Origin of the sequence: Thermostichus vulcanus str. 'Rupite' (genome assembly GCF_022848905.1) — a bacterium.
GTDB lineage: Bacteria > Cyanobacteriota > Cyanobacteriia > Thermostichales > Thermostichaceae > Thermostichus > Thermostichus vulcanus_A.
The window spans coordinates 34,051-56,697 of the sequence record NZ_JAFIRA010000017.1 but is presented as its reverse complement, the minus strand read 5'-3'; the positions used below and the strand labels follow the sequence as shown (position 1 = coordinate 56,697).

The window sequence follows — 22,647 nt, the reverse complement described above, 5'->3', positions numbered from 1 at the left end:
TCGGGGATCCCTTGTGGGATTTTGGCAAACCTTTTAGACTGAGCAACAAACCTGCTGGTGCCGATGAGAGACCCATGACCATCAATCCGAACTCCGCACTGTCTGATGCTTTGGCCCAAGGCCGGGCCCTCAAGGTGATTAGTGGCCTGCAAAACGTTCACCTGCCCTCGGTCTTGAAAATTACTCGTGCTGCCCAGCAGGGGGGAGCGACTTGGGTGGATATTGCCGCCAGCCCTGAATTGGTGCACCAGGTACGGGCTGAGATTGATCTGCCCATCTGTGTTTCTGCAGTGGATCCGCAACAGTTGGCCGCAGCCGTTCATGCCGGAGCAACAGCCGCAGAGATCGGCAACTACGACAGCTTTTATGCCTCCGGTCGCATCTTCTCCCCTGAGGAGGTGCTGGAGTTGACCCGACAAACCCGGACCCTCTTACCCCGGACCCTGTTGTCGGTGACGGTTCCCCACACCTTGCCGCTGGATCAACAGGCGGAATTGGCGGAAAAACTGGAGGATCTGGGTGCTGATCTGATCCAAACCGAAGGGGGAACCAGCGCGGAACCGCTGCATGGGGGATCCCTGGGTTTAATCGAAAAAGCTGCGCCCACCCTGGCTGCTGCTTATGAAATTAGCCGTGCTGTTTCTGTCCCGGTCATTTGCGCCTCCGGCCTCTCGACAGTGACGGTGCCGATGGCGATTGCGGCGGGTGCCTCTGGTGTGGGTGTGGGCAAAGCGATTAACCAGCTTCAGGATGAAGTGGCTATGGTGGCGCAAGTGCGGGCCTTAATGGAAGCCCTGACCCGGCCAGGGATCCCTGTGAGGGTCTAGCCCACATTTTGCAGTTGCAACGGTTGAGCTTGGGAGTGACTGCGCAGAGCGGCTTCGATCAACCCTAGAAAGAGGGGATGTGGCCGATTCGGGCGCGAACGAAACTCAGGGTGAAATTGGGTGGCAATAAAAAAGGGATGACTGGGTAGCTCAATGATCTCCACCAAGCGATTGTCTGGCGAGACCCCACTGACCACATAGCCCGAATCCAGTAACAGATTGCGGTAGGCATTGTTAAATTCATACCGATGGCGGTGGCGCTCATAGATGATCGGGTCGCCGTACAGTTTGGCTGCTAAAGTATCGGGCATGATGCGGCAGGGGTAAAGGCCCAACCGTAAGGTTCCCCCCAGATCCTCCACATCCTTTTGTTCCGGCAAGAGGCTGATCACGGGGTTAGGAGTATCCGGGTCAAACTCGGAACTATTGGCTCGCTCCAAATGAGCAATATGGGATCCCCAGTCGATCACCGCACACTGCATGCCCAGGCACAGACCCAAGAAAGGAATGCGTTGCTCCCGCACATATCGAATTGTGTTGATCTTGCCTTCAATCCCCCGACTGCCGAACCCCCCCGGCACCACCACTCCATCCACTTGAGACAGCAGCACCTCCGGCCCTCGTTCCTCGATCTCTTCCGAAGAAATCCAGTTCAGGTTCACCCCCGCATTCAAAGCCAATCCAGCATGGCGTAGGGCTTCTGCCACCGAAAGATAGGCATCCGTCAGGCGCACGTACTTGCCGACAATGGCGATTTCCACCCGCTCTTGGGGGTGATGCAACCGCTCCACCAGCACCTCCCACCCCCGCAGATCTGGCCGCCGTGGATCCAGGTTCAAAATCTCCAGCACCTGTTGGGCCAGGCCCTCCCGCTCCAGAACCAGAGGCACATCGTAAATACTGGGGGCATCCTGAGCTTGAATGACGCACTCCACAGGCACATCACAAAACTCAGAAATTTTCTCTTTCAGTCCACGCGGCAAAGCCTGCTCACAGCGGCACACCAGCACATCTGGCTGGATCCCAATCGAGCGCAGTTCTTTGACCGAATGTTGGGTGGGCTTGGTCTTCATTTCCCCTGCGGCTTTGATCAGGGGCACCAAGGTGACATGAATATAAACAGCATTGCCCCGACCGACATCTTTACGAAATTGGCGTATCGCCTCTAGAAAAGGCAAAGACTCGATATCTCCCACCGTACCGCCCACCTCCACCAGCACCACATCGGGGGTGGTCTCGCGCGCCACCCGTCGGATCCGTTCTTTGATCTCCTGGGTTACGTGCGGGATCACCTGCACCGTCCCCCCCTGGTAATCGCCGCGCCGCTCTTTGTGAATGACAGCCTGATAGATGGATCCCGTGGTGACGTTGTTTAACTTCGACATGTTGGTGTCGGTGAAGCGCTCATAGTGGCCTAAGTCCAGGTCGGTTTCAGCGCCATCATCGGTAACAAACACTTCCCCGTGCTGGTAGGGGCTCATGGTACCGGGATCCACATTGATGTAAGGATCCAACTTCAAAATCGACACGGTGTAATCCCGGGATTTGAGCAGGCGACCCAAACTGGCGGCAACAATGCCTTTGCCGATGCTGGACACCACTCCGCCGGTGACGAAGACAAACTTAGTCATAGCCTGGATCCCTTCCCTCTAGCCCTTTCGACTATGACAAGTATGACAGGGATCCCAACCACGGGCTTAGCGCAAAGGGCCGTTGTAGAGCAGGGTGGTTTGGAAGGTTCCTTTATCGACCCGCACCTGACTTTCGATGCTGGGCTGCACAAAGCCGGGTTCCCCTCCGCGGAAGGTGAAGATCCAATAATCTTCAAACTCTTCAAAAGGGGAGTCAAAGGCGGCTCCGTGCATCGAGGCTTCAGCACGATAGTTTTGCAGACCCCCATTGGCAATCTCGGCGGTTTGGCGAGCCAGGTTTTTGGCTCGGTTTAGATCCCGGAAATATTGGCTGATCTCTTCAAAGCTCCCCCTAGGTAACGGGCGGGTGCTGCCTGGCGTAACGGGCAAGGGTTGAGCATCCGGCACAATCGGCAAGGTGGGAATATCCTGACTGGGGGGCAAAGGTTCAGCTGGTACAGGGGCTGTCGAGGTTTCCGGGAAAATCGGGGTGATCACCTGTGCCTGAGCAACGGATCCCCCCAGCAACAGCACACCCACAGAACTGAAAAGAACACTGGAAAGGCCAAAGACAAAAGAGGACTTCATCGAACAATTCCTTGAAGTGGCAAGTCATCCATCTTGAATCTGATCCTATCGACCCAGTTCCTCCCAGAAGCAGAGTCAAAAGCCTGTCATCGGCTTCCAGCCACGGCCAAATGTCTGGGACATCTGCGCACCCCTCTTTGCTGTAATTGAGAAAAAGTAGCCTCTGTTACGATTTTTTCATGGGATCCCCTGCCACAGTAGGTGGGTCGAATCATTGCAAACTTTTCGTGCCCCTAATCCCTAATGCTGAGAGAGTCTTGGACAGTGGGGCTGACCAGGTTCTTTGAGAGGTACAGTGATGGAGTTTGTGACGCTTGCGGATACAGGGCTACGGTTGAGCCGCGTCGGGTTGGGCACTTGGGCCATCGGTGGAGGTTGGTGGGGGCCTTCCGACCGACAGGATTCTTATACTACGGTTCGCAAAGCGATTGATCTGGGCATTACCACCCTCGACACCGCCCCCATCTACGGATTTGGACTCTCAGAAGAAGTGGTCGGGCAAGCGGTCAAAGACTCCGGTCGTCGCGATCAGGTGATCATCGCCACCAAAGCTGGGTTGGATTGGTCCAATAACCAAGTGGTGCGCAACTCCAGCCTGCCTCGCCTCACCCAGGAGCTGGAAGACTCCCTGCGCCGCTTACAAACCGATGTAATCGATCTCTACCAAATTCACTGGCCGGATCCGGTGGAACCAATCGAGGAAACCGCCGCGTTTTTGGGGCAGTTGTTCAAGCAAGGCAAGATCCGTGCCATTGGGGTGAGCAATTTTTCGCCAGCACAAATGGATCGCTTCCGCCAGGTGGCCCCCCTACACAGTGCTCAACCCCCCTACAACCTGTTTGAACGGGATATTGAGGCGGATGTCTTGCCCTACTGTCGGCAAAATGGCATTCACACCCTGATGTACAGCTCCCTGTGTCGGGGTCTACTGAGTGGGCGCATGGGTCCAGAGACCACCTTTGCCGCAGGGGATATGCGCTCTGGAATCGATCCCAAATTCACAGAACCCCGTTATTCCCAGTATCTAAAGGCAGCAGCAGAGCTGACCCAGTTTGCTCAGGAGCGCTACGGCAAGACCCTACCTCAGTTGGCGGTGCGCTGGATGCTGGATCGTCCGGGGGTGAGTGTGGCCTTGTGGGGTGCGCGGAAACCCTACCACCTAGATGCGGTAGCGGGGCTGTGGGGATGGTCCTTGGATGAGGCAGCGATGCAGACCATCGATAGGATTTTGCAAACCTGTATTCCCGAGTCGATCCCCCCCAGTTTTATGGCTCCACCCGTGCGGGCAGCCTAGTCATATCGCTGCTCCTGCCGATTCTCCTCAAATCTTTGCTTTGATCAAGAAAGGATCAAGTAAAGACCAGCAAAGATAAAGAGCGGCTCTGGAGCTGCAACCGACCGACATGGGGTAGTCTTGGCCGATATGGCACTGCAAGGGGTGATACTGAGCTGGAGTGGGGTGGTGGCCGAGGACGAAGGGCTACACCTAGAGGCAATCAACCGATTGCTGGTGGAAGAAAATCTGCGCCCCTGGGATCCCAACCAAAAGGAACTTTACCGACTGCAGTATCTGGGCCAACCGGATCGAGAACGCCTGCTCAGCCTCTGGGGAAATCAGGGTCGGGTTCTCAACCCCAAACAACTGGCGGACTTACTGGAGCGCAAAGCCCTCTACTATCAACAGGCTCTGGAAGCTCAAGCCCGTCTACCCCTGATCCCACGTTTGGTGGAAACCCTGGAGAAATTGGAACGACTGCGGCTGTCTGTTGGGTTGGTCTGTGGGCAATCTGCGGCAGAGGTCAACTCTGTGCTGAGACGCTGCCACTTGGAGCCCTATTTTCCCGTTGTAGTCACGGGGGACGAAGGGGATCCCCTGTTGTCTCCTGGTCATTTACATCGGCTGCTTTTGCAGCGGATGGGGGTGCAGGCTGCTGAGTGCTTGAGCATTGAAGCCACCTATCCCGGCATTCGTGCCGCCCGTTCCGTTGGGATCCCGGTGTTGGCCATGGCTACTCTGTTTCCTCTGCACATGTTGCAACGGCGGGCCAACTGGGTGGTGGATGGCTACAACCAGATCGAGTGGGATCGGTTACAGAACTGGTTTGCAACCGGACAGGATCGTCCTCCAGTGCTGGCTGAGCGGGAAGGGAATGTATCGTCGTAGGGTTGGTTGATGGGTCATGAGGGATCCCTAAGGAAAACTGCTCTGCTACTTGCCACCGCTCACCATCGTGTTGCAAGAGGGTCAAGTCTGTAGCCGAAAAAGAAGCCTGAAACTGTCGAGGTTGGAACTCTCGCCAAGCAGCACGAAAGTTCTGTGGGGTCAAATCTCGAAAAGCCACAGTCATGTGCGGGACAAAGGGGCGTGAGCGGGTCGAAGGATTTTTTGAATGCAACAGGGGCAGCAGATGAGCCTGGACGCCTGATTGCAGCTGCCGCAGTTCTGCCGAAGGATCAACCTGGATGTAAATGACACGGGGGGCAAAAGCGCCAAAACCCGATAGCTCCACTGAGATGGAATCTTGGCTGGCGGCAAAACCCCGCAGGGATCCGAGTAACGCAGGCCATTCGGAGCCGGGCCACTCGAAAGGTGGGACTAGGGTGATGTGAGGAGGAGAACGGAGGGCAGCACGACTGGCAAACCGATCTACAAATTCCTGTTGAAGGGCTCTCACCTGCCCCTGCAGTTCCGGGGGAGGGAGCAGTGCCAGAAACACTTTTTTGGAGGCCGACATCAGAACTCAGACATCAAAACGCAAACATCAGAACCCATAGGAAGGGGAGGATAATGCAACCGTAGCTTGAAGGGCGTAATCATGCTTTCCACCGATTCTCTCCCCAACTCAGAACTCGCTTCTGAACCGGGCTGCCCCAGTCAAGTTCCTATTCCTCCCTATCAATGGCATATCTTTCTCTGTGCTGACCCAACCAAACCCAAATGTTGTGAGAAGGCTGTCGGTCTAGAAGCCTGGGATTATCTGAAGCAGCGCATCAAAGCCTTAAACCTGGAGCTTGGAGGACCGGGATCCCTGCGGGTCCACCGTACCAAGGCCAACTGTCTACGGGGGTGTGACTATGGCATTCCTGGCCCTGTGCTGCTGATGTACCCCGGTGGGTTTTGGTACCACTCCGCCACCCCTGCGGTGATTGAGCGGATTTTGCAAGAGCATGTGCTGGGCGGGATCCCGGTTTGGGACTATTTGGTGGCCCAAGATACTTTGATCCCTGACGAATGCCCTTAGCGTCCCTGATCCAAAAGCATATGGATAGCTGTTACACATCTTGCCGTGACTTGCTGCAACTCTCCCTTGTCGCTGGAGGCCGGCGGTGGGATGAGTTCGCCAATGCGCACGGTGATCGGACAAAACAGCTGTGGCCATTTGGATCCCTTGGGCAGTACCTTCTCGGTTCCCCAAAGGGCTACAGGCAACAACGGGGTTTGGGTACGAGCCGCGATCAAGGCCGCACCCAAGTGCGGATGCGGTATGCGCCCATCGGGAGTACGGGTGCCATTCAGAAAGATGCCCACCGCCCACCCCTGAGCCAAAGCGGTTTCCGTGGCCCGCAGTGCGCTGCGATCCGAACCACCTCGTTTCACCGGATAAGCCCCGTACAACCGAATCGCCTGCTTCAAAACCGGAACCCGAAACAATTCCTCCTTGGCCATAAAGGCCACCGGGCGACGCACCGCATTAGACAGCAACGGCGGATCCAAGTGGCTGGCATGGTTGCTCACGATAATCAGGGATCCCTGGCGAGGCACCCTGTCCTGCCCGTAGGTGTGCCCCAAGTACAGTCCACGAAACAGAGGGTTGACCACCAACCACTTCAGCAGCCAGTAAGCCAACCAATCAAGGTGACGGTAGCCAGTTTGGGAAGCCAAGTTGACCAGTTACTCCAGCAGCAACACCCTTTTTGAGTGTAGTGCCGAAGAGTAGCCTCAAAGACTCCCCCTAAGTTCACCCCTGAAGACAGTCACCTGTATTGTTGTTGTACTCCACGTTCGGGTTAGCACTAAAACTGGGAAAGAAAGCGCAGATCGCTGGTGTAGAACAGGCGAATATCCTGAATGCCGTGGAGGAGCATAGCCATCCGTTCAATGCCGATCCCTGCCGCAAAGCCGGTGTAGCGCTCTGGATCGTAGCCCACCGCCTGAAAGACGTTTGGATCCACCATGCCGCAGCCGAAAATTTCCAGCCACTTAGAGCCAAAGCGCACATCCATCTCCGCCGAAGGCTCCGTAAATGGAAAGTAGCTGGGGCGAAAGCGGGTTTCCCGTTTGCCCAACAGGCGGGTAATGAACTCGTTCAGGGTGCCTTTCAGGTCAGAGAAGGTGAGGTTTTCTCCCACCGCCAAGATTTCCATCTGGTGAAACACCGCCGAGTGGGTGGCATCAACGGTATCGCGGCGCATCACCCGTCCGGCATGAACAATACGTAAGGGGGGCTGGTGTTGCTCCATGTAGCGCACCTGTACGGAGGAGGTTTGGGTACGCATCAGGTAGCCGTTTTCCAGGTAAAGCGTATCCTGCATATCCCGTGCTGGATGGTCGGCAGGGGTATTGAGGGCTTCAAAGTTGTAATACTCGGTCTCGATCTCAGGGCCATGCACCACCGTGTAGCCCATGCCCACAAAAATATCCAGCATGCGGTCGATGGTGGCCTGCAAAGGGTGAATCCGCCCCAAGAGACGACGGGATCCCGGCATTGTCACATCCAGCCGCTCTGCTTCTAAGCGCTCCAGCAGTTGGGCTTCGCTGAGGGCCTGTTTGCGCTGATCCAGACTGGATTGCAAAGCCTCTTTGAAGGTGTTGGCCAATGCCCCAATCACAGGCCGCTCTTCGGGGGGCAACTTCCCCATCCCCCCCAAAATTTTGGAGAGCTTACCTTTTTTGCCCAGGTAGTCGATGCGTAACTGTTCCAGAGCCTCGAGGTCGGCAGCTTGCTCCACTTGGGCGAGCGCTTCGCTTTGTAGAGTGAGAAGTTGGTCTTGCATGCAGTCCAATTCCAATAGGGCTACGCACCTCGCAGCGCGAGAGCGCGGGACAGAATTCTTGGGCTCCAGCCAAGCTGGAATCGGCCTTGACACCTTTACAAAAGTATCACAAGCCCTGACCGGATTCGAGGCTTTTCCCGTCGCGGGTGGATCTAACTGCTCCTGTTAACGAAGTCCTTGCTGTGGGATGGGGATCCCTCTAACTCTGGCCTTGGGGAGTAGCCTCTGGCAACAGACAACCCATGGCATCGCAGCCAGCTGGCCCTTCTGTATTCAAAAAGCCACGGTCGTAGCGCATCAGCGCCCCAAAGAAATCCTCGGTTTGCCGACGACGCAGAACCTCCGCCGAGAGCTGCTCGTAGGTGGCTTTGTCGATCTTCTCGAAGGGTAGGCGAGGAAAGGGAGCATCAAAGCGGGCCAATAAGGCGGCACTCATGTACCCCTCATCCTCCTGAATCGCCTTGAAAATACGGGATCCTAAGGCTTCCACTTCGTCTTCCCGCAGCTCGATGGTGGCAGAGGTGTTGTGGGTGGTGTAGTGCTTCTGCACCTGCATGTAAAAGTCAAATTGGGCCAGGGCAGAAAACTGCTCAATCTCGATTTGATCGGCACCGGGCAAGTTGGCCCAAGGAACCTCGACAGGCAATTCCACCAACCACTCCGTACAACGAGGATCAAACGGATCGTTGAGCAGGTTCCCGTTTTCATCTTTATCCGATTGGGAGGGCACGATCGAGTAGCCATACTCCAAGCAAGCCAAAGCCACCGGATCGTTTTTGCCGAAGGTAATGCGGCGAATGTAGCGTTGTGCTTTGGGAGGATGCCAGCCGGGTGCTGCCCCTGTCAAAAGAGACTTCGTGCCTGCCGGTTGGACAGTGGTACAGCGATTGGGTCGGCGTAACCCATGGCGGTCGCAGTAGTCCCAGACGGTTTGATGGGCTATCTCTCGCCAGCGGGTCAAGTATTCTTGCTCTTTTCGTTTGAAGGTCAGTCCAGTCGGGGTTTCCGGTCGCCCCTCCTGCCACCAGCGTAGCCAATCCACGCCGAAGGCTTTGACGAAGAAGTCGAATAATCCGGTGAAAGAAACCCCGACAATCGGATCCCATTCCCGCGAGCGTTGGTAACGGGGTTCTTGGAAACGATGATTAAGCAGAGCTGCCACAGCCAATGCCCCAGCAGCGAAGGCTTCTTCTTGTTCTTTGTAGTTGTACGGATCAATCTGATTCAGGTGAATTTCGGACAAGTTGCAATGATAGTTAGATCCGATAATTTCCCCACAGTTATGAGCAACAAAGCCATTGGCATCGAAACGATGAGGGCCAGGAACCGTGCAGTCATACACAGGTTCAATACCATCGGGAATGAGAGACATCACTGTTGCTGCGAACCGTTCCTGATTGAACTGTTCCTTGTAGGTGTAGGATCCCAGTAGCTCAGACAACTTAGCAGCCTTAGCGGGTTCCTGGAATCCAATCACCTCCTGAAACTTTGAGAGATTATCTTTGGTGATAATCAACTCATGTTGAGCCTGACAAAAATATGGTGCTAGATAACCCTCTAGCCGTCGCTCCGAATAAAGTGTGGAGATAATTCCCAGCCGGGCCAACATCCGCTGAACAGCCTGAAGATTCGCTAGATTGCTTTGGGCTAGACGAATGCTGATACCTTTGGTGTGGTTGCCCTGCACACTACCATCCGCATCGAACAGACCGCGTAAGAACCCCTGATAAAACGGGTAGCTGGCCTGTTCAATGGCTGGCGTGATGACTTTGCAGCCTTGGGTCATGCCAAATGTTGCTGCTAGCTGAGCTAACCCAGTCGAGTTAATGACTCGGTGCTTCAGTGTGGAATGGTCATGAACCTCATCAACACGTCGCTCATAGCCCACGCTGGTTTTTAGCAAAGCTACTGCGAATTGGCTCATCTCATCCTGAGAGTCTTGCCAATAACGCAAGAGAGCAATGTCATTCCACTGAGTCTTGGCTAAGCTGCCATCACCCAACAGGTTACCCAACAGCCAGCCCGCCTCAAATGTCCCTGCTCCATCCCAGGGCTGTAGCTCTCGGTGATTATGGAGCAGGACTCGATCACCAGGTTGTAAGGTTTCAGCCGCAACCCACTCGCTGTACTGTCTCTTCTGTGTTTGAGCTGTTACTTTCAGTACCTTGTGATTGCCCGTCAGCCTCACCTGATAGCCCTCTTGGGTGATGAGCTTGAAAACTGGCTTGGTGCCTGTGTAGAAAAAGCCTGCTGTGGTGGTGCTAAACAGTTCACCGTTGACGTAGGTGCTGTGTTGGATCCCGATTAAATCCTTCACCTGACGTGGCCCGTCTCCGGTGTGGATCCAAGTGTCTGCGGTCACACAAGGATTCAAACCGTAGCGATGGATCCGATCTTCCAGTTCCTCTGCACTTAAAGAGGGATCCCGTTTTTGCAACCAATCTTTGGCAGATCCGGCCTCATAAGCCTTGAGAAAATCAGATTTTTGATCGGGTGGGATCAGATCACAATTGGCCCGCGCCACGGCTTCGCCTGCCCACTGAATCGCCCCTTCCCCGGAGTAGAACTGCTTGCGGACTGCCTCGATGGTTTCCTCTAGGGTGGGTTTGCGATGAAACACCCGCGTGTGATTGGCCATGCGCAGGGCATCTCGCTCCGGATCGATACGCCAATTCCCATTTTCATCCTGTTGCCAGAGGTTATCTTTGGCAGTGGATCCCAGTTGATCTTCCCCATCAAATTGACGCATTCCGGCGCTGTTGTGTGTGAGATAACCATCACAGTAGAAACAATGGGCCTCTTCAACCTCAATATCAAAGGTTCTCACATAGTCATAGCTGCCAAGCCCTTTGACTGTGACTGGAATAGGAAGTTCTACATCTGCTTCCGCTACATATCTTTCATAGTTGGCATCAACAAAGCGAGAACCTTGAAAGCCCATTGCCCTCATTTCACTGTATGTGAAAACTTCCCGCATCAACTCTCCAGGAATCGTAAACCCATACGTTTTTAGATCCTGCCGGATAGCTCCTTTGACAGAGTGAGGGGCAATCAAGTTGTTGTAGCGCTCCTTGAACGCTGGAAGGGTGAGATTGTATTTAGGTTGCCAGTTTTGCTCTTGAGGACGAACTATAGTCATCCGTCCCGCTATACCTAAGCTAGAGAGTACTACACCCACTTGCCGAGCAAAGGAAGGATAAATGGTTGTCACAAGATGGGGAGGATGATTGTTGACAGTACCATCGCTATCCATCAGCCCCGCTAAATAAGCTGCTCGGATATCTGTTGTCCCTTGTAATATAAATGGTGGGACTTGCAGAGGCACATTGGGTTGTTTAATGTAGCGATGGAAGTATTCGGCAAGCCGAATTGAAGAGCAGATGAATTTTGCTGTATTTTTCCCCTTGACTTGACTATACTCAGCGGTTAAGCCAAAGCACTTTAGTGCGCTGTCTAGTTTGTGACGGATCCGGGATATATCTTCTGCATCTGAGCCATTCATGGCCCATTCTACGCGTCCATAGGGCTTATTGTGTTTATTCCGTCCTAAGACAATATATCCATCTCCATGAGTAAAGCCAATTAGCCAGGCTACTTCTGGTGTGAGATCGGGAATAACCAGAGGTTTGGCTGTTTGGCTATGACTGGAACGAATGGCTGTGAAGTCAGCCGGCAAATGGGTGATGGTTCCCGGCAGAACTTGAGTATTGTGAATGAGGCGATCCCCCGGATTTAGCTCCGCAACTCGCTTCCAATGAATAGCTCCTCTAGGGTCTAAGAGAATGGCTTGTTGATGGTTCAGAGTTGCCCGTGGAGCTGTGGCATTGGTCTCAATCTCATAGACGTTTTGAAAACCTTGGTCGAATTTATTGACCACTTTTCGGAAGCCCAAAGGCGTTTGAACCAAATCCCCAACTTGTATGTGCTGAATAGGCACTAATCCTTTTGAGGTGTGTACCAACGCATCTTCGGGTAGACAACGACGAATGTTCCCCGCGACAATACAAGAGGCTGCCTCATCAATCAGTAGGCAACACTCAACGGAATTCAGCTGACGACCAACAGCCTTGTTCAAAATGGCGGCGCATCGCTCATACAATGTGGGCAGTTTAATCGGGTTAGCCACTCCGCCAAAGCCCTTCAAAATTTCACCCGCAGGCCGTACATCGCTCAGATCTACCGTTAGTTGGACTTCCCCGCCAAAACTGGGATCCGAAGCCAACTCCATCAACACCTGATAGGAATCTACCCAGCCGCGCCGGCTATCTCCCACTTGAATATGGGCCTGGGATCCCTGTCGATGAATGCGGGTTTTGTCCTGCCGTTGTTGGGGGGGAGTAGCACCGATTGCTCCTGTGATTTGAACCTGGAGACGATTGACAATGGCCGGTAGACGATTGATGAACTTGGGTTCCAAAACAGCACCTGTGCCACAGCCCATCATGGCCAGATCCATCATCAAACCAAAGGCTTTCCAGTCGGTGACGTTGGTGCTGGTGCAGTTGTAGGCTCCCGAGAAGTTTTCCGGTTGATGAATCCAGTCGGTGCCCATCACCCACAGGGCCCGACCTGAGATCAAAGCCTTTAGTTGCCGCTGCATGCGGTTGATCAGATCCTGTTCTTCTGGGGTGAACCGGCCTAACTCGGCGATGTCCGCCAAGGTGCGGTCGCAAACCTCGCTCCAGGTTTCTCGCCCTTTGTCAGTTTGGCGACGGCTGTAGGTGCGATAAAACACCGGGTTGGCTGCCGGAGCGGAAGCTGGAAAATCCCCACCAGAGCGAGCCGACGCATCCATGTTCAGGGATCCCGATACCTCAGCAGAACGCACCTCTTTGCTCTGAACCATCTCTACACCCCTCCTGCGATGACGCTCCAAACTGTGCAGAGCACAATAAACCAACCGATAACCCTTTGACCCTGTGTGGGCTGCCCCAAACCTCTGCCGAGACTTCCGTTTGTAGGCAGTAACCCAGCACAACGCCCATCAGGCTATCACAATCCTCGCAGGCCAGATGTCACATCTAGTGCGATTCCATGTTCCTCTACCCAAGAGCCTCTAGGGATAGAGCAAGCCCAAATCCGCTCCCCCATCTACTCTTATCGGTCTTATCGGATCCCTACCGAACCATCAAAAGATTCTGGAAAGTTCTGGAAAGATTCTCGCCAAGCCCCACTCCCACACCGTCGGGGAGAGCAGGGGGCTACAGTGAAAGAGGGGGATCCCAAGCGGATAGGGACTCCGTCCCGCTGTCGCGAACAGTTCAGCTTGCAGTCCCAACATGCACCTTCTCGGGCGGATCCCCAGTGACGGTCCCGATTGTGCAACGCAGTATACGGAGTGTTGATCGCCATGACCAGTCGCCTGCGCATCGGTAGCCTGTGGGGGATCCCGTTCTTCATCGACTACACCTGGTTCCCGGTGGCGCTGTTGCTCACGCTCTCCTACGGGGTGCTGACCGCTTTGGGGCTGTTCCTCTCTTTGCTGGCTCACGAGCTGGCCCACAGTCTGGTGGCCCGCGCCCACGGGATCCGCGTCAACTCCATCACCCTGTTCATTTTTGGGGGGATGGCCGCGATTGAACGGGAAGTCCCCAATCCCCTCGGAGCCTTTTGGGTGGCGGTGGCTGGCCCTCTGCTCAACCTGAGTTTGTTTGCCTTCCTTAGCTTGGCGCTGGCTTGGACAACTCCAGAGACCCTGCTGGCCTCTACATTAACCAGTTTGGCCGCCATCAACCTGACGCTTGCCCTATTTAACCTGCTGCCGGGTCTGCCGTTGGATGGAGGGCAAATGCTCAAAGCCGCCATTTGGGGTATGACTGGGGATCGACAACGGGGCTTGATTTGGGCGGCTCGAACCGGTCAGTGGGTGGGTTTTGGCCTGCTGGGGTTGGGGTTGCTGGTGGTGTTTGCCGGTAGCCTAAATGGTCTGTGGCTGGGGTTGATCGGGTTGTTTATCTTGAACAATGCTCGCCGCTACAGCCAATACGCTCAGCTACAGCAGGTGTTGGGTCGCCTGAAAGCTGGGGATGTCATGACCCGCAATTTCCGGGTTTTGGATGCCGGCATGAGTCTGCGGGAGTTTGTCGATCGCTATGTGGTGCCCTCCTCCCTGAAAACCGAACCGGAAGCAGCCCAGCCGGAACCCGAAGTCTATTTTGCCGAAGAAGATGGCCGCTACCGGGGGTTGGTCAGGCCAGAGTTGATCAGCGATATCGAGCGCAGTCAATGGGATCACCTCAGTCTCAAGGCGATCCTGAAGCCGATGGAGCAACTGCAGGGGGTACGAGAAGAAACCCCGATCCCGCAAGTGATTCAGATGATGCGGCAGTCGGAGCCGCGCCGAGTCTTGGTGCTGACCCCTACCGGCGCAATTGCTGGGTTGATCGATCGGGGGGATGTGGTGGCAATGGCTGCCCGTCAGTTGGGGGTGATGTTACCGCAGGAGGTGGTGCAACGGATTCGGGACAGCCAGGAATGGCCCCCCGGCTTTCAAGCGGAAGAAACCCTGGCCAGCGAGGGATCCTCTCCCAGCTTATCTTTGCAGGGATCCCCAGACCTCCACAGCAAGTCTTAGCTGGACGCGAGGCAGGGCTCCTTATATCCACATCCCTGGGGTAGACAGCTGATGAAAAGTGATCGCAAATACTGTCCTGGGGTGGCCTCCCCTGACTACAATAAGAGTGTTCTCTATCAATTAAGAATTTTGAATTGCTCCCCTCGCCTTCTGCCTGCCCACACCCACCGTCTGAGCAATGGGTTAAGCGTTATTCTTCACCCCATCCCAATCACCGATTCTGTAACTGTCGATATTTGGGTACAGACCGGAGGACGCAATGAGCCCCTTGAATGGTTGGGCCTATCCCATTTTTTAGAACACATGGTGTTCAAGGGCAATGATCGGCTGGCTCCAGGGGAGCTGGATCGAGCCATTGAAGGCCGGGGAGGAGTAACCAATGCGGCCACCAGCCAAGACTACACCCACTACTACATCACGGTTGCGGCTGGCGATCTGCCCGAGAGCTTGCCTTATTTAGCAGAGGTGGTCTTACGGGCGGGGATCCCTGCGGATGAATTTGAGCGGGAGCGCCAGGTGGTTCTCGAAGAAATTCGTCGGGCAGCAGACAACCCTGACTACAACGCCTATCAACAGTTAATGCAAACGGCCTACGGGGATCATCCCTACGGACGACCGGTGTTGGGTACGCCCGCAAGCCTGATGGATCTGACCCCAGAGTTAATGCGCACCTACCATCAAGGTTGGTACCGACCGGAGCAAATGACTGTGGTGGTGACGGGTGGCATCGATCCGGAGCGGGCTTTGGCTTTGGTGGAAGAGCAATTTGGGGGTTCCCCCAGCGGTGCAGAGTTGCGGATCCCCCCTGCCCCAGCACAGCCCCGTCCCCAAGGGATCCTGCGCCAAGAGAGTACCCATCCTCGCTTGGAACAGGCCCGCTTGCTGTTGGCTTGGCCCACCGTCAGTGCCCACGATTGGCAGACAGCTTGTGGCCTAGAAGTCTTGGCCTCCATTCTTGGGGATGGTCGTACCTCCCGCTTGGTGCATCTGCTGCGGGAACAGCGGGGTTGGGTGAGGGGCATTGGCTGCTCTTCGATGGTGCTGAAGGAGGGGGGTCTATTCTGCGTCAGTGCCCAGATGGATCCCGATCATTTATCGCGGGTGGAGGCAACCATCCTGCACGAGATCGAAAAGCTGCAACAGGATGGCATCGGCCAAGCGGAGTTGGATCGTACCCGTCGCATCCTCACCCATGAGTTCCTGTTCTCGGCAGAGTCCCCCAGCCAATTGGCGGGCATCTACGGCTACTACGAAACCCTGGGGGGCGTGCAACGCATTCAGGAGTATTTGGAGCTGTTGCAGTCTCTCACCCCAACCCAAGTGCGAGAGTTGGCCCAGCAACACCTCTCTCCCGAAGCCTATGTGGTCACCACTCTCAAGCCCGCTGGCCTTGATTCGGCATCCTCGCCCGAGCGGCAACTGGCCTACCGTTAAGTCCTCAACGGGATCCCCTCTTAGAATTCATGACCTCTACCCCCTCTGCCACCCAGCGTGGCCATCTACAGCGTGTTGTCTTAGCCAATGGTGCCACTTTGCTGCTGGGGCAAAATCCAACCGTGGATATCTTGGCGGCCCACTGTTTTTTCCGTGGCGGTAGCCGGGTTGAGCGACCGGAGCAGGCGGGGTTAAGCAACCTCATGGCCGCTGTCCTCACCAAAGGCACTCAGCAACGGGATTCCCAAGCCATCGCCGCCTGGGTGGAATCTTTGGGGGCTGCCCTTTCCGTTGATAGCGCTGCCGATTACTTTGAGGTTAGCCTGCGCTGTGTTGCGGCGGATTTTCCCGCGCTCCTGGGGTTGCTGTCTGAAATTTTGCGGGATCCCAGCTTTCCTGAGGCGGAAGTGGAGCGGGAACGGGCGCTGATGTTGCAGTCGATTCGCGCCCAACAGGAGCGACCCTTCAGTCTAGCTTTTGATCAGGTGCGGCAAGCCCTCTATGGCGATCATCCCTATGCTCTGCCGGGCATTGGCCGACCCGAAACGGTGGGATCCCTGACTCGTGAGGACTTGCGTCAGTACCACGCCACCCATTGTCGCCCAGACCGCATGGTGATGGTGGTGATTGGCCCAGAACCACCACAGCAGATGGCCACCCACATCGAAGCGGCCTTGGCGGACTGGTCAGCTCCCGCCCATTCCCCTGTGGATCCCGCCCTACCCTTGTCTCCTTTGGGGCAACCCAAGCTCCTCAAGCTACCGCAACCGACCCAACAAACGACGATGATGATCGGCTTTCGGGGTGCCGCTGCCGGAACAGCTGATTATGCGGCTCTGAAGTTGCTCTGTACTTACTTAGGCAATGGCCTCTCCAGCCGCCTGTTTGGGGAGTTGCGGGAGCGTTGTGGGCTGGCCTATGAGGTCTCTGCCTTTTATGCCACCCGTCGGGATCCGGCTCCCTTTGTGACCTATATGGGCACCGCCTCAGACAATACGGAGATGGCTCTGGATCGGCTACAAGCAGAGATCCACCGCCTGCACAAGCACCCTTTGACACCGGAAGAGGTGGAACTGGCCCAGCGTAAACTGTTGGGTCAATACGCCCTCAGCAAACAAACCAATGCCCAGGTGGCACAACTGGCGGGCTGGTACGAAATCTTGGGCTTGGGGATGGAGTTTGACCAGCAGTATCTGAACCTGGTGAGGCACCTGAATGCAGAACAGTTGCATCAAGCCGTACAGACTTATCTGGTGATGCCTGTGCTTGCCTTGGTGGGGCCAGACCAGGCTCTCGAACGGGTTGAGCTGGTGCTATGAGTGCCTATTCCCTAGCGCCAATGGATAGACTCTTAACTGAACTCTTCTGAAACTACTTCTCCGCCAAAACCACCCGATTGCGCCCCTGATGTTTGGCTCGGTAGAGGGCCTTATCCGCAGCCGTCTTCAAGCTTCCCACATCCGAGAAGGTGGGATACACGGCAATACCACAACTGAAGGTCGCAGAGAATTCTTCGTCTTCCGACTGTTGCCGAATTTGAGCAAAGCGTTGGCGTATATCGTTCATGATTTTGCAGGCGGTAGCACCATCCGTATCGGGGAGAATCACCGCAAACTCTTCCCCTCCATAACGGCCAATGGTATCGGTGCGGCGTAAGCGCTGTTGCAGTAGACGAGAGAGGCTCTTGATCACTCGATCCCCGGTGGCATGGCCATAGGTGTCGTTCACGGATTTGAAATGATCCAAATCGAGCATCGCAAAGGCCAAACTGCTCTGGGAGCGTTCCGCCCGCAGGGTTTCCTGCACCAGCTGTTCCTTGGTGGTGGTGTGGTTCAGGAGTCCAGTCAGGCTGTCGGTGGCCATCAGAGAACGCAGGGTTCTAGCCCGTTGAGCCCGCGAGTAAACCGCCATAATGAGGTGATCTGGCTGGATCGGCTTGGTGAGAAATTCATCCCCACCCCCCAAATTCATGGCATCCAGTTGTTTGTTCAGGTCGGTCTCGGTGGAGAGAAAGACGATCGGGATCCCGACATAGGCCGGCTGTTGGCGGATCACCGTCCCTAGCTCTAGGCCGCTGCAATGGGGCATATAGACATCCATCAGGATCAGATCGGGGTTAAACTCCGACATCACCGGGATCAAATCAAAGGGATCCGTCACCACCTGGGTGACCATGCCCGTGCGCTGCAGAATCAGGGAATAATAAACCGCCAGATGAGACTCGTCATCCACGATCAAGACGCGATAGGCTTCTTGGGGATGCGCCCGGGTCAGTTCATCCAGCTTATCCACCAAACTGGGCACGCTGACGGGCTTGGTAAAGTAGGCTTTGCCCCCAGCGCGAGCCGCTTCGAGGCGGGCGGTCAAGTCCTCCCGTAGCGACATGAACACCACCGGGGGCATATTGGATCCCAGTTGCTTGCGTAAGGCTGAAATCATCTCAATACCGGCGGAATCTCCTTCTGAGAAGGTGATGTCGGTTAAGATTGCGGCGGGAAGTTGTTGTAACACCGCTTCTTTAAGGTCAGTACTGTTGTGGTAACGCACCACGTCATAGCCGAAATAGCCAATCTGTAGGGCCAAATCTTCCGCCAACTCGGGGTCATCATCCACCAAATAAATCAGGTGACTGTCACCCCTGTTCGGAAGTGGGCTTTGGGAAGGGATAAAAGCCGTCAATTCCGGCAGGTTTTGCTCTGGTTCGTGAATGGACTGACGCAGTGAGGCCAACAGCGCATGGACCTGAATCCGTTGCAGAGCAATTGGGGGGTTACCGGTTTCTAGAATCGAGGTGAGCAAAATTTCGAGAGTGCGGGCAATGGTACCCAAATAGGTAAAGCCGAAGGTGGCCCCCGATCCGGCCAAACTGTGAACCATGCGATGCAGAGTCCGCAGGGTCTCCAGATTCCAGTCATCCTTAACCAGCCGATCCCAAGACTGCTCAATTTGCAACACCCGCTCACCGATCTTCTCGGCATAGGCGGCCCGCAGTGCCTGCATCTGTTGTTGAATTTGGGTGGGGGTGGCCGGGGAGCTAGGCATGGTAAGTTGCCCAGATGGTGTGAATCGTACTGGACAGGTTCATGGGGTCGAAGGGTTTGGAGATGACATCCACTGCTCCCAATTGCTTATAGCTTTCTACCTCGTGAGTTTGAACTTTCGCTGTCATAAAGATAACTGGGGTATCCCTGAGGGGAGATAACTCCCGCAACGCCTTTAAGGTGGTCGGCCCATCCATGACCGGCATCATTACATCCAACAGGATCAAGTCGGGAGCAAAGCCCACCGCCTGCTCCAGAGCCTCTTTGCCGGAGCTACAGATCCCAACCGTAAACCCTCCCACCGCTTCCAACGCCAACCGTGCCACCGCTTGGATATCGGGGTCGTCCTCCACCAGAAGAATGCGTTCCAACGAGGCTGTCATGGGGAAATTGCGGAGAGGGGACAGGAAACTTCAGTGTTTAAGTAATAATCCTAACTTAGGATCCTTTATCAGGAAAATCCTGCTCAGAGGCAGTCTGTGCCAAGAGATCCCCTCCCAAAAGTAGGGGAAAATCTAGGTAGAAACAGGTGCCGGTTTCTCCTTCGCCCTCCTCTGCGGAGCAGGTGATGAAATCGATGCGCCCCCCGAGCTTATCGACAATGGCTTTGCTGATGCTCAGCCCCAAACCGGTTCCCCCGCGTAGGCGGGTATCGGAGGCATCCGCTTGAGCGAACCGCTGAAACATTTGTGAATGAAAGGCTCTTGGGATCCCAGGTCCGCGATCCTGAACCGTGAGCCGCAGCCAGCCTGGGATCTGGCTCACCCGCAGATCCACCGATTCTCTGGGGGGAGAAAACTTGATGGCATTGGAGAGCAAATTGGTCACCACCTGGGTGAGGCGTTGGCTATCGGCGCGGATCTGGCAATCTGCACAGCCGGGATCCACCGATAGACGCATCCGAACCCCATAATTATCGGCATAGGATTGGTTCACCTGCAAAATTTGCTCCAGCAGCGGTATTAAGGGCAGCGGTCGGATCTCAAAGCTAATGCGCCCCGCTTCGATCTTCTCGATATCCAGGATGTCGTTGATCAACACCAGGAGTCGCTCGCTGTTTTTTTGGGCAATCTCCAGAAGATTTTGGTGTTGTTTGTTCAGGGGGCCACCCACTCCACCCAAGATCAACCCCAGGGAACCACGAATGGAGGTGAGGGGTGTGCGCAGTTCATGGCTGACCATGGAGACGAACTCGTTTTTCATCCGTTCGATTTTTTTGCTGCTGGTGATGTCTTGGAAGCTCCAGACCCGACCAGTGATGGTACCGCCAATCCAAAGAGGTTTGGTGACAAGGTGCAAAATGCGTTGATCCAGTAATTCCAAAACCAGGCTCTGGCTGACTTCCGGACAAGCGAGCAACTCTTCAATCAGGCTGAGGAAGGCTTGTGGATCTTGCACCTGTTCAGCCATGTGCTGGGTGCGTTCTACCTCTGCCTCCGGCTTCAGGTGGGCTGACTTCAACCCCCACATTTGTACCAGTAGGCGGTTGTACACCAGTAGATGGCCCTGCAGGTCTGTCACCAAAATGCTGTTGGTGGTGGCTTCTAGCGTGGCTTGCAGCAGCGCCAAAGAGCGTTCTAACTCACGGGCCGCCTGTTTGCGCTCGGTGATATCCCGCGATACCGCTACCCGTTCCAGGGATCCCTCTGGGCCGATCAACAGCCGACTGCTGGTTTCTAGCCAGACGAAATGGCCCTGCTGATGACGCACCCGGTAGATCACCCGCGGCTCACTGTCTACCCCTGATCCCAGGTTGGGACGAAAGGCAGCCTGGACATGGGTCAAATCTTCGGGGTGGACCAAATCGAAAAGCATTTTCCCCGTCAGGTCTTCCGGTCGGTAGCCGAGGATGGCGAAACAGGCGGGGGAAGCATCCAAAAACTGTCCCAAGGGGCCGTGACGGGAGATCATATCGGTGGCATTTTCTGCCAGCAGGCGGTAACGGGCCTCACTTTCTTTCAAGGATTCCAGCACCACCAGTCGTTCCTGTTCCAGGTGCTTCGCTTGGGTGATGTCTTCGATGATGCTGATGATGTGGGTGGGGGTATTGGCGCTATCCCGCAGCAACGAAACGGCTACCCGCGTCCACACCACATGCCCCTGTTTGTGCACAAAGCGTTTTTCGTAGCGGTAGTTCTCCCGTTGTCCGGCCAACAATTCGTCGAGGATCCCTTCCGAAAGCCCCTGATCTTCTGGGTAGGTATAGTCGGCAAAACTAAGAGCTTGCAGCTCCTCTAGCGTATAGCCCAGCAAGTTGAGAGCAGCAGGATTACATTCCAAAACGCGCCCATCCAGGCTGAGGATATTGATGGCATTGGGGGCGTTTTCCAGAATCGCTCGCAGGCGTTCTTCGCTGGCCCGGAGGGCGGTTTCCGCGCGTTTTTGATCGGTGAATTCCCGCACCACAGCCAAAACTTTCTCGGTGCCACTGGGAACCATGCGCACTTCAAAGTGTCGCTCTTCCCCGCCCAAAATGAGTGGGTAAGTGTAGATCTGTTGTTGCCCGGTGCGCAGCGCCTCCCGCAGATAAAACAGCTCCCGTTCCGCCAGATCCGGGGGCATGATATCGGGGATAGCTTGTCCCTGAATCTCATCCATATTGGCCAACACCGGGAAGCCAACTGGCTGCCGTACCATGCTCAGGTAACGACCCTCCGCATCGATCCACAACATGAGATCTGGAATGGCTTGGATGATCGCCTGCTTTTCTGCCTCGCTCTGGCGCAGGGCAGCTTCCACCTGCTTAGCCTCCGAGATATCCTCCAAGACCGAAACGGTAAACTGAGGCTGACCTTCAGGATCCCGAACCAAGCTGATGGTGAGGCGTCCCCAAAATTGGCTGCCATCTTTGCGCAAGTAGCGTTTCTCCAGGCTGTAGGAGGGGATTTCTCCAGTCACCAACTGTTGGAACAGATCCTGGTCTTTTTGCAAATCCTCGGGATGGGTGTAGTCCGCGAAGTGCATCTGCAGCAGCTCCTCCTGGCTGTAGCCATACATACGCTGGGCAGCAGGGTTGATGCTGAACAGGCGTCCACTCAAGTCTGTGAGGCCAATACCGACGCTGGTTTGCTCAATTAGGGCTTGGAGATGGTGGTAGTTGTCGTACAGAGATTGCAAGGATGACAATTCAGGAGCATCGGATGGCGAGAGAACGGGATCCACACGCCCAAAAGCCGTGCCACACAGCCCGTGACGTAGGCTACCCGGTAGCGGCAAGGGGGCAGCTGTCCAGCTGAGGCGACGATAAATACCATCTTGAGCACGTATTCGCCCAACAAAGGTGATGGTGCTGCCCATCCGCTGGAAGGGAGGGGATCCCTGCCAGAGTTTTTCCCAGGCTGACTGGATTTGGGGACGATCTTCAGGATGCAAGTGCTGCAGGAGGGATTGCCCTCGTAAGACCTGGGCGGGGTGTCCAAGATACCGTTCCCACGCCTTGTTCATGTGCAAAATTCGCCCATCGCCATCAACCGCCCAAAGTAGGCTGGGGCAATATTCAAAAAATTGCTCAAATGGGAGGGAAGCCATGCACGATCTCGCACTTTGTTTCATGGTAA

15 protein-coding genes and 1 pseudogene are annotated in these 22,647 nt (G+C 55.3%); 7 read left to right on the top strand and 9 right to left on the bottom strand.

The annotated features are described in order from the left end of the window. Positions 1–74: 74 nt before the first annotated feature. Positions 75–827 carry a DUF561 domain-containing protein gene (locus tag JX360_RS08375; RefSeq protein WP_244350200.1) on the top strand — a complete coding sequence of 251 codons (753 nt, stop codon included), beginning with the start codon at positions 75–77 and terminating at the stop codon, positions 825–827. Here JX360_RS08375 and JX360_RS08370 read toward each other — a convergent pair. Together JX360_RS08370 and JX360_RS08365 are read right to left on the bottom strand one after the other, a co-directional pair. After that, a complete protein-coding gene (locus JX360_RS08370; RefSeq protein WP_244350199.1) occupies positions 824–2,458 on the bottom strand; it encodes a CTP synthase in 1,635 nt (544 codons plus the stop codon). The genes JX360_RS08375 and JX360_RS08370 overlap by 4 nt on opposite strands. Positions 2,459–2,524: 66 nt before the next feature. Beyond that, positions 2,525–3,046, bottom strand: a complete 522-nt coding sequence (locus JX360_RS08365) for a hypothetical protein (RefSeq protein WP_244350198.1) — start codon at positions 3,044–3,046, stop codon at positions 2,525–2,527. A 298-nt stretch (positions 3,047–3,344) separates the two neighbouring features. Here JX360_RS08365 and JX360_RS08360 point away from each other — a divergent pair, with 298 nt between their 5' ends. Continuing rightward, positions 3,345–4,340: an aldo/keto reductase gene (locus JX360_RS08360; RefSeq protein WP_244350197.1), complete on the top strand. Its 996-nt coding sequence runs from the start codon at positions 3,345–3,347 to the stop codon at positions 4,338–4,340. Positions 4,341–4,469: 129 nt separating this feature from the next. Beyond that, a complete protein-coding gene (locus tag JX360_RS08355) occupies positions 4,470–5,210 on the top strand; it encodes an HAD family hydrolase (RefSeq protein WP_244350211.1) in 741 nt (246 codons plus the stop codon). Between the two features lie 70 nt (positions 5,211–5,280). On the opposite strand, the pseudogene JX360_RS17885 reads toward JX360_RS08355, so the two are convergent. Next, positions 5,281–5,781 (bottom strand): annotated as a pseudogene (locus tag JX360_RS17885) (2'-5' RNA ligase family protein); the annotation flags it as partial. Positions 5,782–5,862: 81 nt separating this feature from the next. Here JX360_RS17885 and JX360_RS08345 point away from each other — a divergent pair. Continuing rightward, positions 5,863–6,288 (top strand): (2Fe-2S) ferredoxin domain-containing protein, encoded by a 426-nt coding sequence (locus JX360_RS08345; RefSeq protein ID WP_244350196.1) that lies wholly within the window; start codon positions 5,863–5,865, stop codon positions 6,286–6,288. Here the strand turns inward: JX360_RS08345 and JX360_RS08340 are convergent. From JX360_RS08340 to nrdJ, 3 genes are all read right to left on the bottom strand, one after another. Continuing rightward, entirely contained in the window at positions 6,285–6,929 is a 645-nt protein-coding gene (locus tag JX360_RS08340; protein WP_244350195.1) for a lysophospholipid acyltransferase family protein, read from the bottom strand. The two genes, JX360_RS08345 and JX360_RS08340, sit on opposite strands and share 4 nt — an antisense overlap. Positions 6,930–7,060: 131 nt before the next feature. Further along, positions 7,061–8,041 carry a phenylalanine--tRNA ligase subunit alpha gene (gene pheS / locus JX360_RS08335; protein WP_244350194.1) on the bottom strand — a complete coding sequence of 327 codons (981 nt, stop codon included), beginning with the start codon at positions 8,039–8,041 and terminating at the stop codon, positions 7,061–7,063. A gap of 199 nt (positions 8,042–8,240) precedes the next feature. Then, positions 8,241–12,836 (bottom strand): ribonucleoside-triphosphate reductase, adenosylcobalamin-dependent, encoded by a 4,596-nt coding sequence (gene nrdJ, locus JX360_RS08330; RefSeq protein WP_244350210.1) that lies wholly within the window; start codon positions 12,834–12,836, stop codon positions 8,241–8,243. Between the two features lie 555 nt (positions 12,837–13,391). Between nrdJ and JX360_RS08325 the strand changes: the two genes are divergently transcribed. From JX360_RS08325 to JX360_RS08315, 3 genes are read left to right on the top strand one after another with little or no spacing between them, the layout of a single operon-like run. Then, on the top strand, positions 13,392–14,615 hold the full coding sequence (locus JX360_RS08325; protein ID WP_244350193.1) for a site-2 protease family protein: 1,224 nt from the start codon (positions 13,392–13,394) through the stop codon (positions 14,613–14,615). Between the two features lie 51 nt (positions 14,616–14,666). After that, the gene (locus JX360_RS08320; RefSeq protein WP_244350192.1) at positions 14,667–16,049 is read left to right on the top strand and encodes a M16 family metallopeptidase; all 1,383 of its coding nucleotides are present in this window, start codon (positions 14,667–14,669) and stop codon (positions 16,047–16,049) included. Between the two features lie 29 nt (positions 16,050–16,078). Continuing rightward, positions 16,079–17,368 (top strand): M16 family metallopeptidase, encoded by a 1,290-nt coding sequence (locus JX360_RS08315; RefSeq protein WP_244350191.1) that lies wholly within the window; start codon positions 16,079–16,081, stop codon positions 17,366–17,368. 52 nt (positions 17,369–17,420) lie between these two features. On the opposite strand, the gene JX360_RS08310 is transcribed toward JX360_RS08315, so the two are convergent. The 3 genes from JX360_RS08310 to JX360_RS08300 are packed head-to-tail and all read right to left on the bottom strand — an operon-like array spanning position 17,421 to position 22,618. After that, positions 17,421–19,091 (bottom strand): diguanylate cyclase, encoded by a 1,671-nt coding sequence (locus JX360_RS08310; protein ID WP_244350190.1) that lies wholly within the window; start codon positions 19,089–19,091, stop codon positions 17,421–17,423. Beyond that, on the bottom strand, positions 19,084–19,473 hold the full coding sequence (locus JX360_RS08305; RefSeq protein WP_244350189.1) for a response regulator: 390 nt from the start codon (positions 19,471–19,473) through the stop codon (positions 19,084–19,086). Before JX360_RS08305 ends, JX360_RS08310 begins: the two co-directional genes overlap by 8 nt. Positions 19,474–19,528: 55 nt before the next feature. After that, positions 19,529–22,618 carry a PAS domain S-box protein gene (locus JX360_RS08300; protein WP_244350188.1) on the bottom strand — a complete coding sequence of 1,030 codons (3,090 nt, stop codon included), beginning with the start codon at positions 22,616–22,618 and terminating at the stop codon, positions 19,529–19,531. Positions 22,619–22,647 lie beyond the last annotated feature (29 nt).

Coding starts and splice junctions, on each gene's coding strand:
- JX360_RS08375 (WP_244350200.1), top strand. CDS start 75: ATGACCATCAATCCGAACTCCGCACTGTCTGATGCTTTGGCCCAAGGC.
- JX360_RS08370 (WP_244350199.1), bottom strand. CDS start 2,458: ATGACTAAGTTTGTCTTCGTCACCGGCGGAGTGGTGTCCAGCATCGGC.
- JX360_RS08365 (WP_244350198.1), bottom strand. CDS start 3,046: ATGAAGTCCTCTTTTGTCTTTGGCCTTTCCAGTGTTCTTTTCAGTTCT.
- JX360_RS08360 (WP_244350197.1), top strand. CDS start 3,345: ATGGAGTTTGTGACGCTTGCGGATACAGGGCTACGGTTGAGCCGCGTC.
- JX360_RS08355 (WP_244350211.1), top strand. CDS start 4,470: ATGGCACTGCAAGGGGTGATACTGAGCTGGAGTGGGGTGGTGGCCGAG.
- JX360_RS08345 (WP_244350196.1), top strand. CDS start 5,863: ATGCTTTCCACCGATTCTCTCCCCAACTCAGAACTCGCTTCTGAACCG.
- pheS (WP_244350194.1), bottom strand. CDS start 8,041: ATGCAAGACCAACTTCTCACTCTACAAAGCGAAGCGCTCGCCCAAGTG.
- nrdJ (WP_244350210.1), bottom strand. CDS start 12,836: ATGGATGCGTCGGCTCGCTCTGGTGGGGATTTTCCAGCTTCCGCTCCG.
- JX360_RS08325 (WP_244350193.1), top strand. CDS start 13,392: ATGACCAGTCGCCTGCGCATCGGTAGCCTGTGGGGGATCCCGTTCTTC.
- JX360_RS08320 (WP_244350192.1), top strand. CDS start 14,667: ATGAAAAGTGATCGCAAATACTGTCCTGGGGTGGCCTCCCCTGACTAC.
- JX360_RS08315 (WP_244350191.1), top strand. CDS start 16,079: ATGACCTCTACCCCCTCTGCCACCCAGCGTGGCCATCTACAGCGTGTT.
- JX360_RS08310 (WP_244350190.1), bottom strand. CDS start 19,091: ATGCCTAGCTCCCCGGCCACCCCCACCCAAATTCAACAACAGATGCAG.
- JX360_RS08305 (WP_244350189.1), bottom strand. CDS start 19,473: ATGACAGCCTCGTTGGAACGCATTCTTCTGGTGGAGGACGACCCCGAT.
- JX360_RS08300 (WP_244350188.1), bottom strand. CDS start 22,618: ATGGCTTCCCTCCCATTTGAGCAATTTTTTGAATATTGCCCCAGCCTA.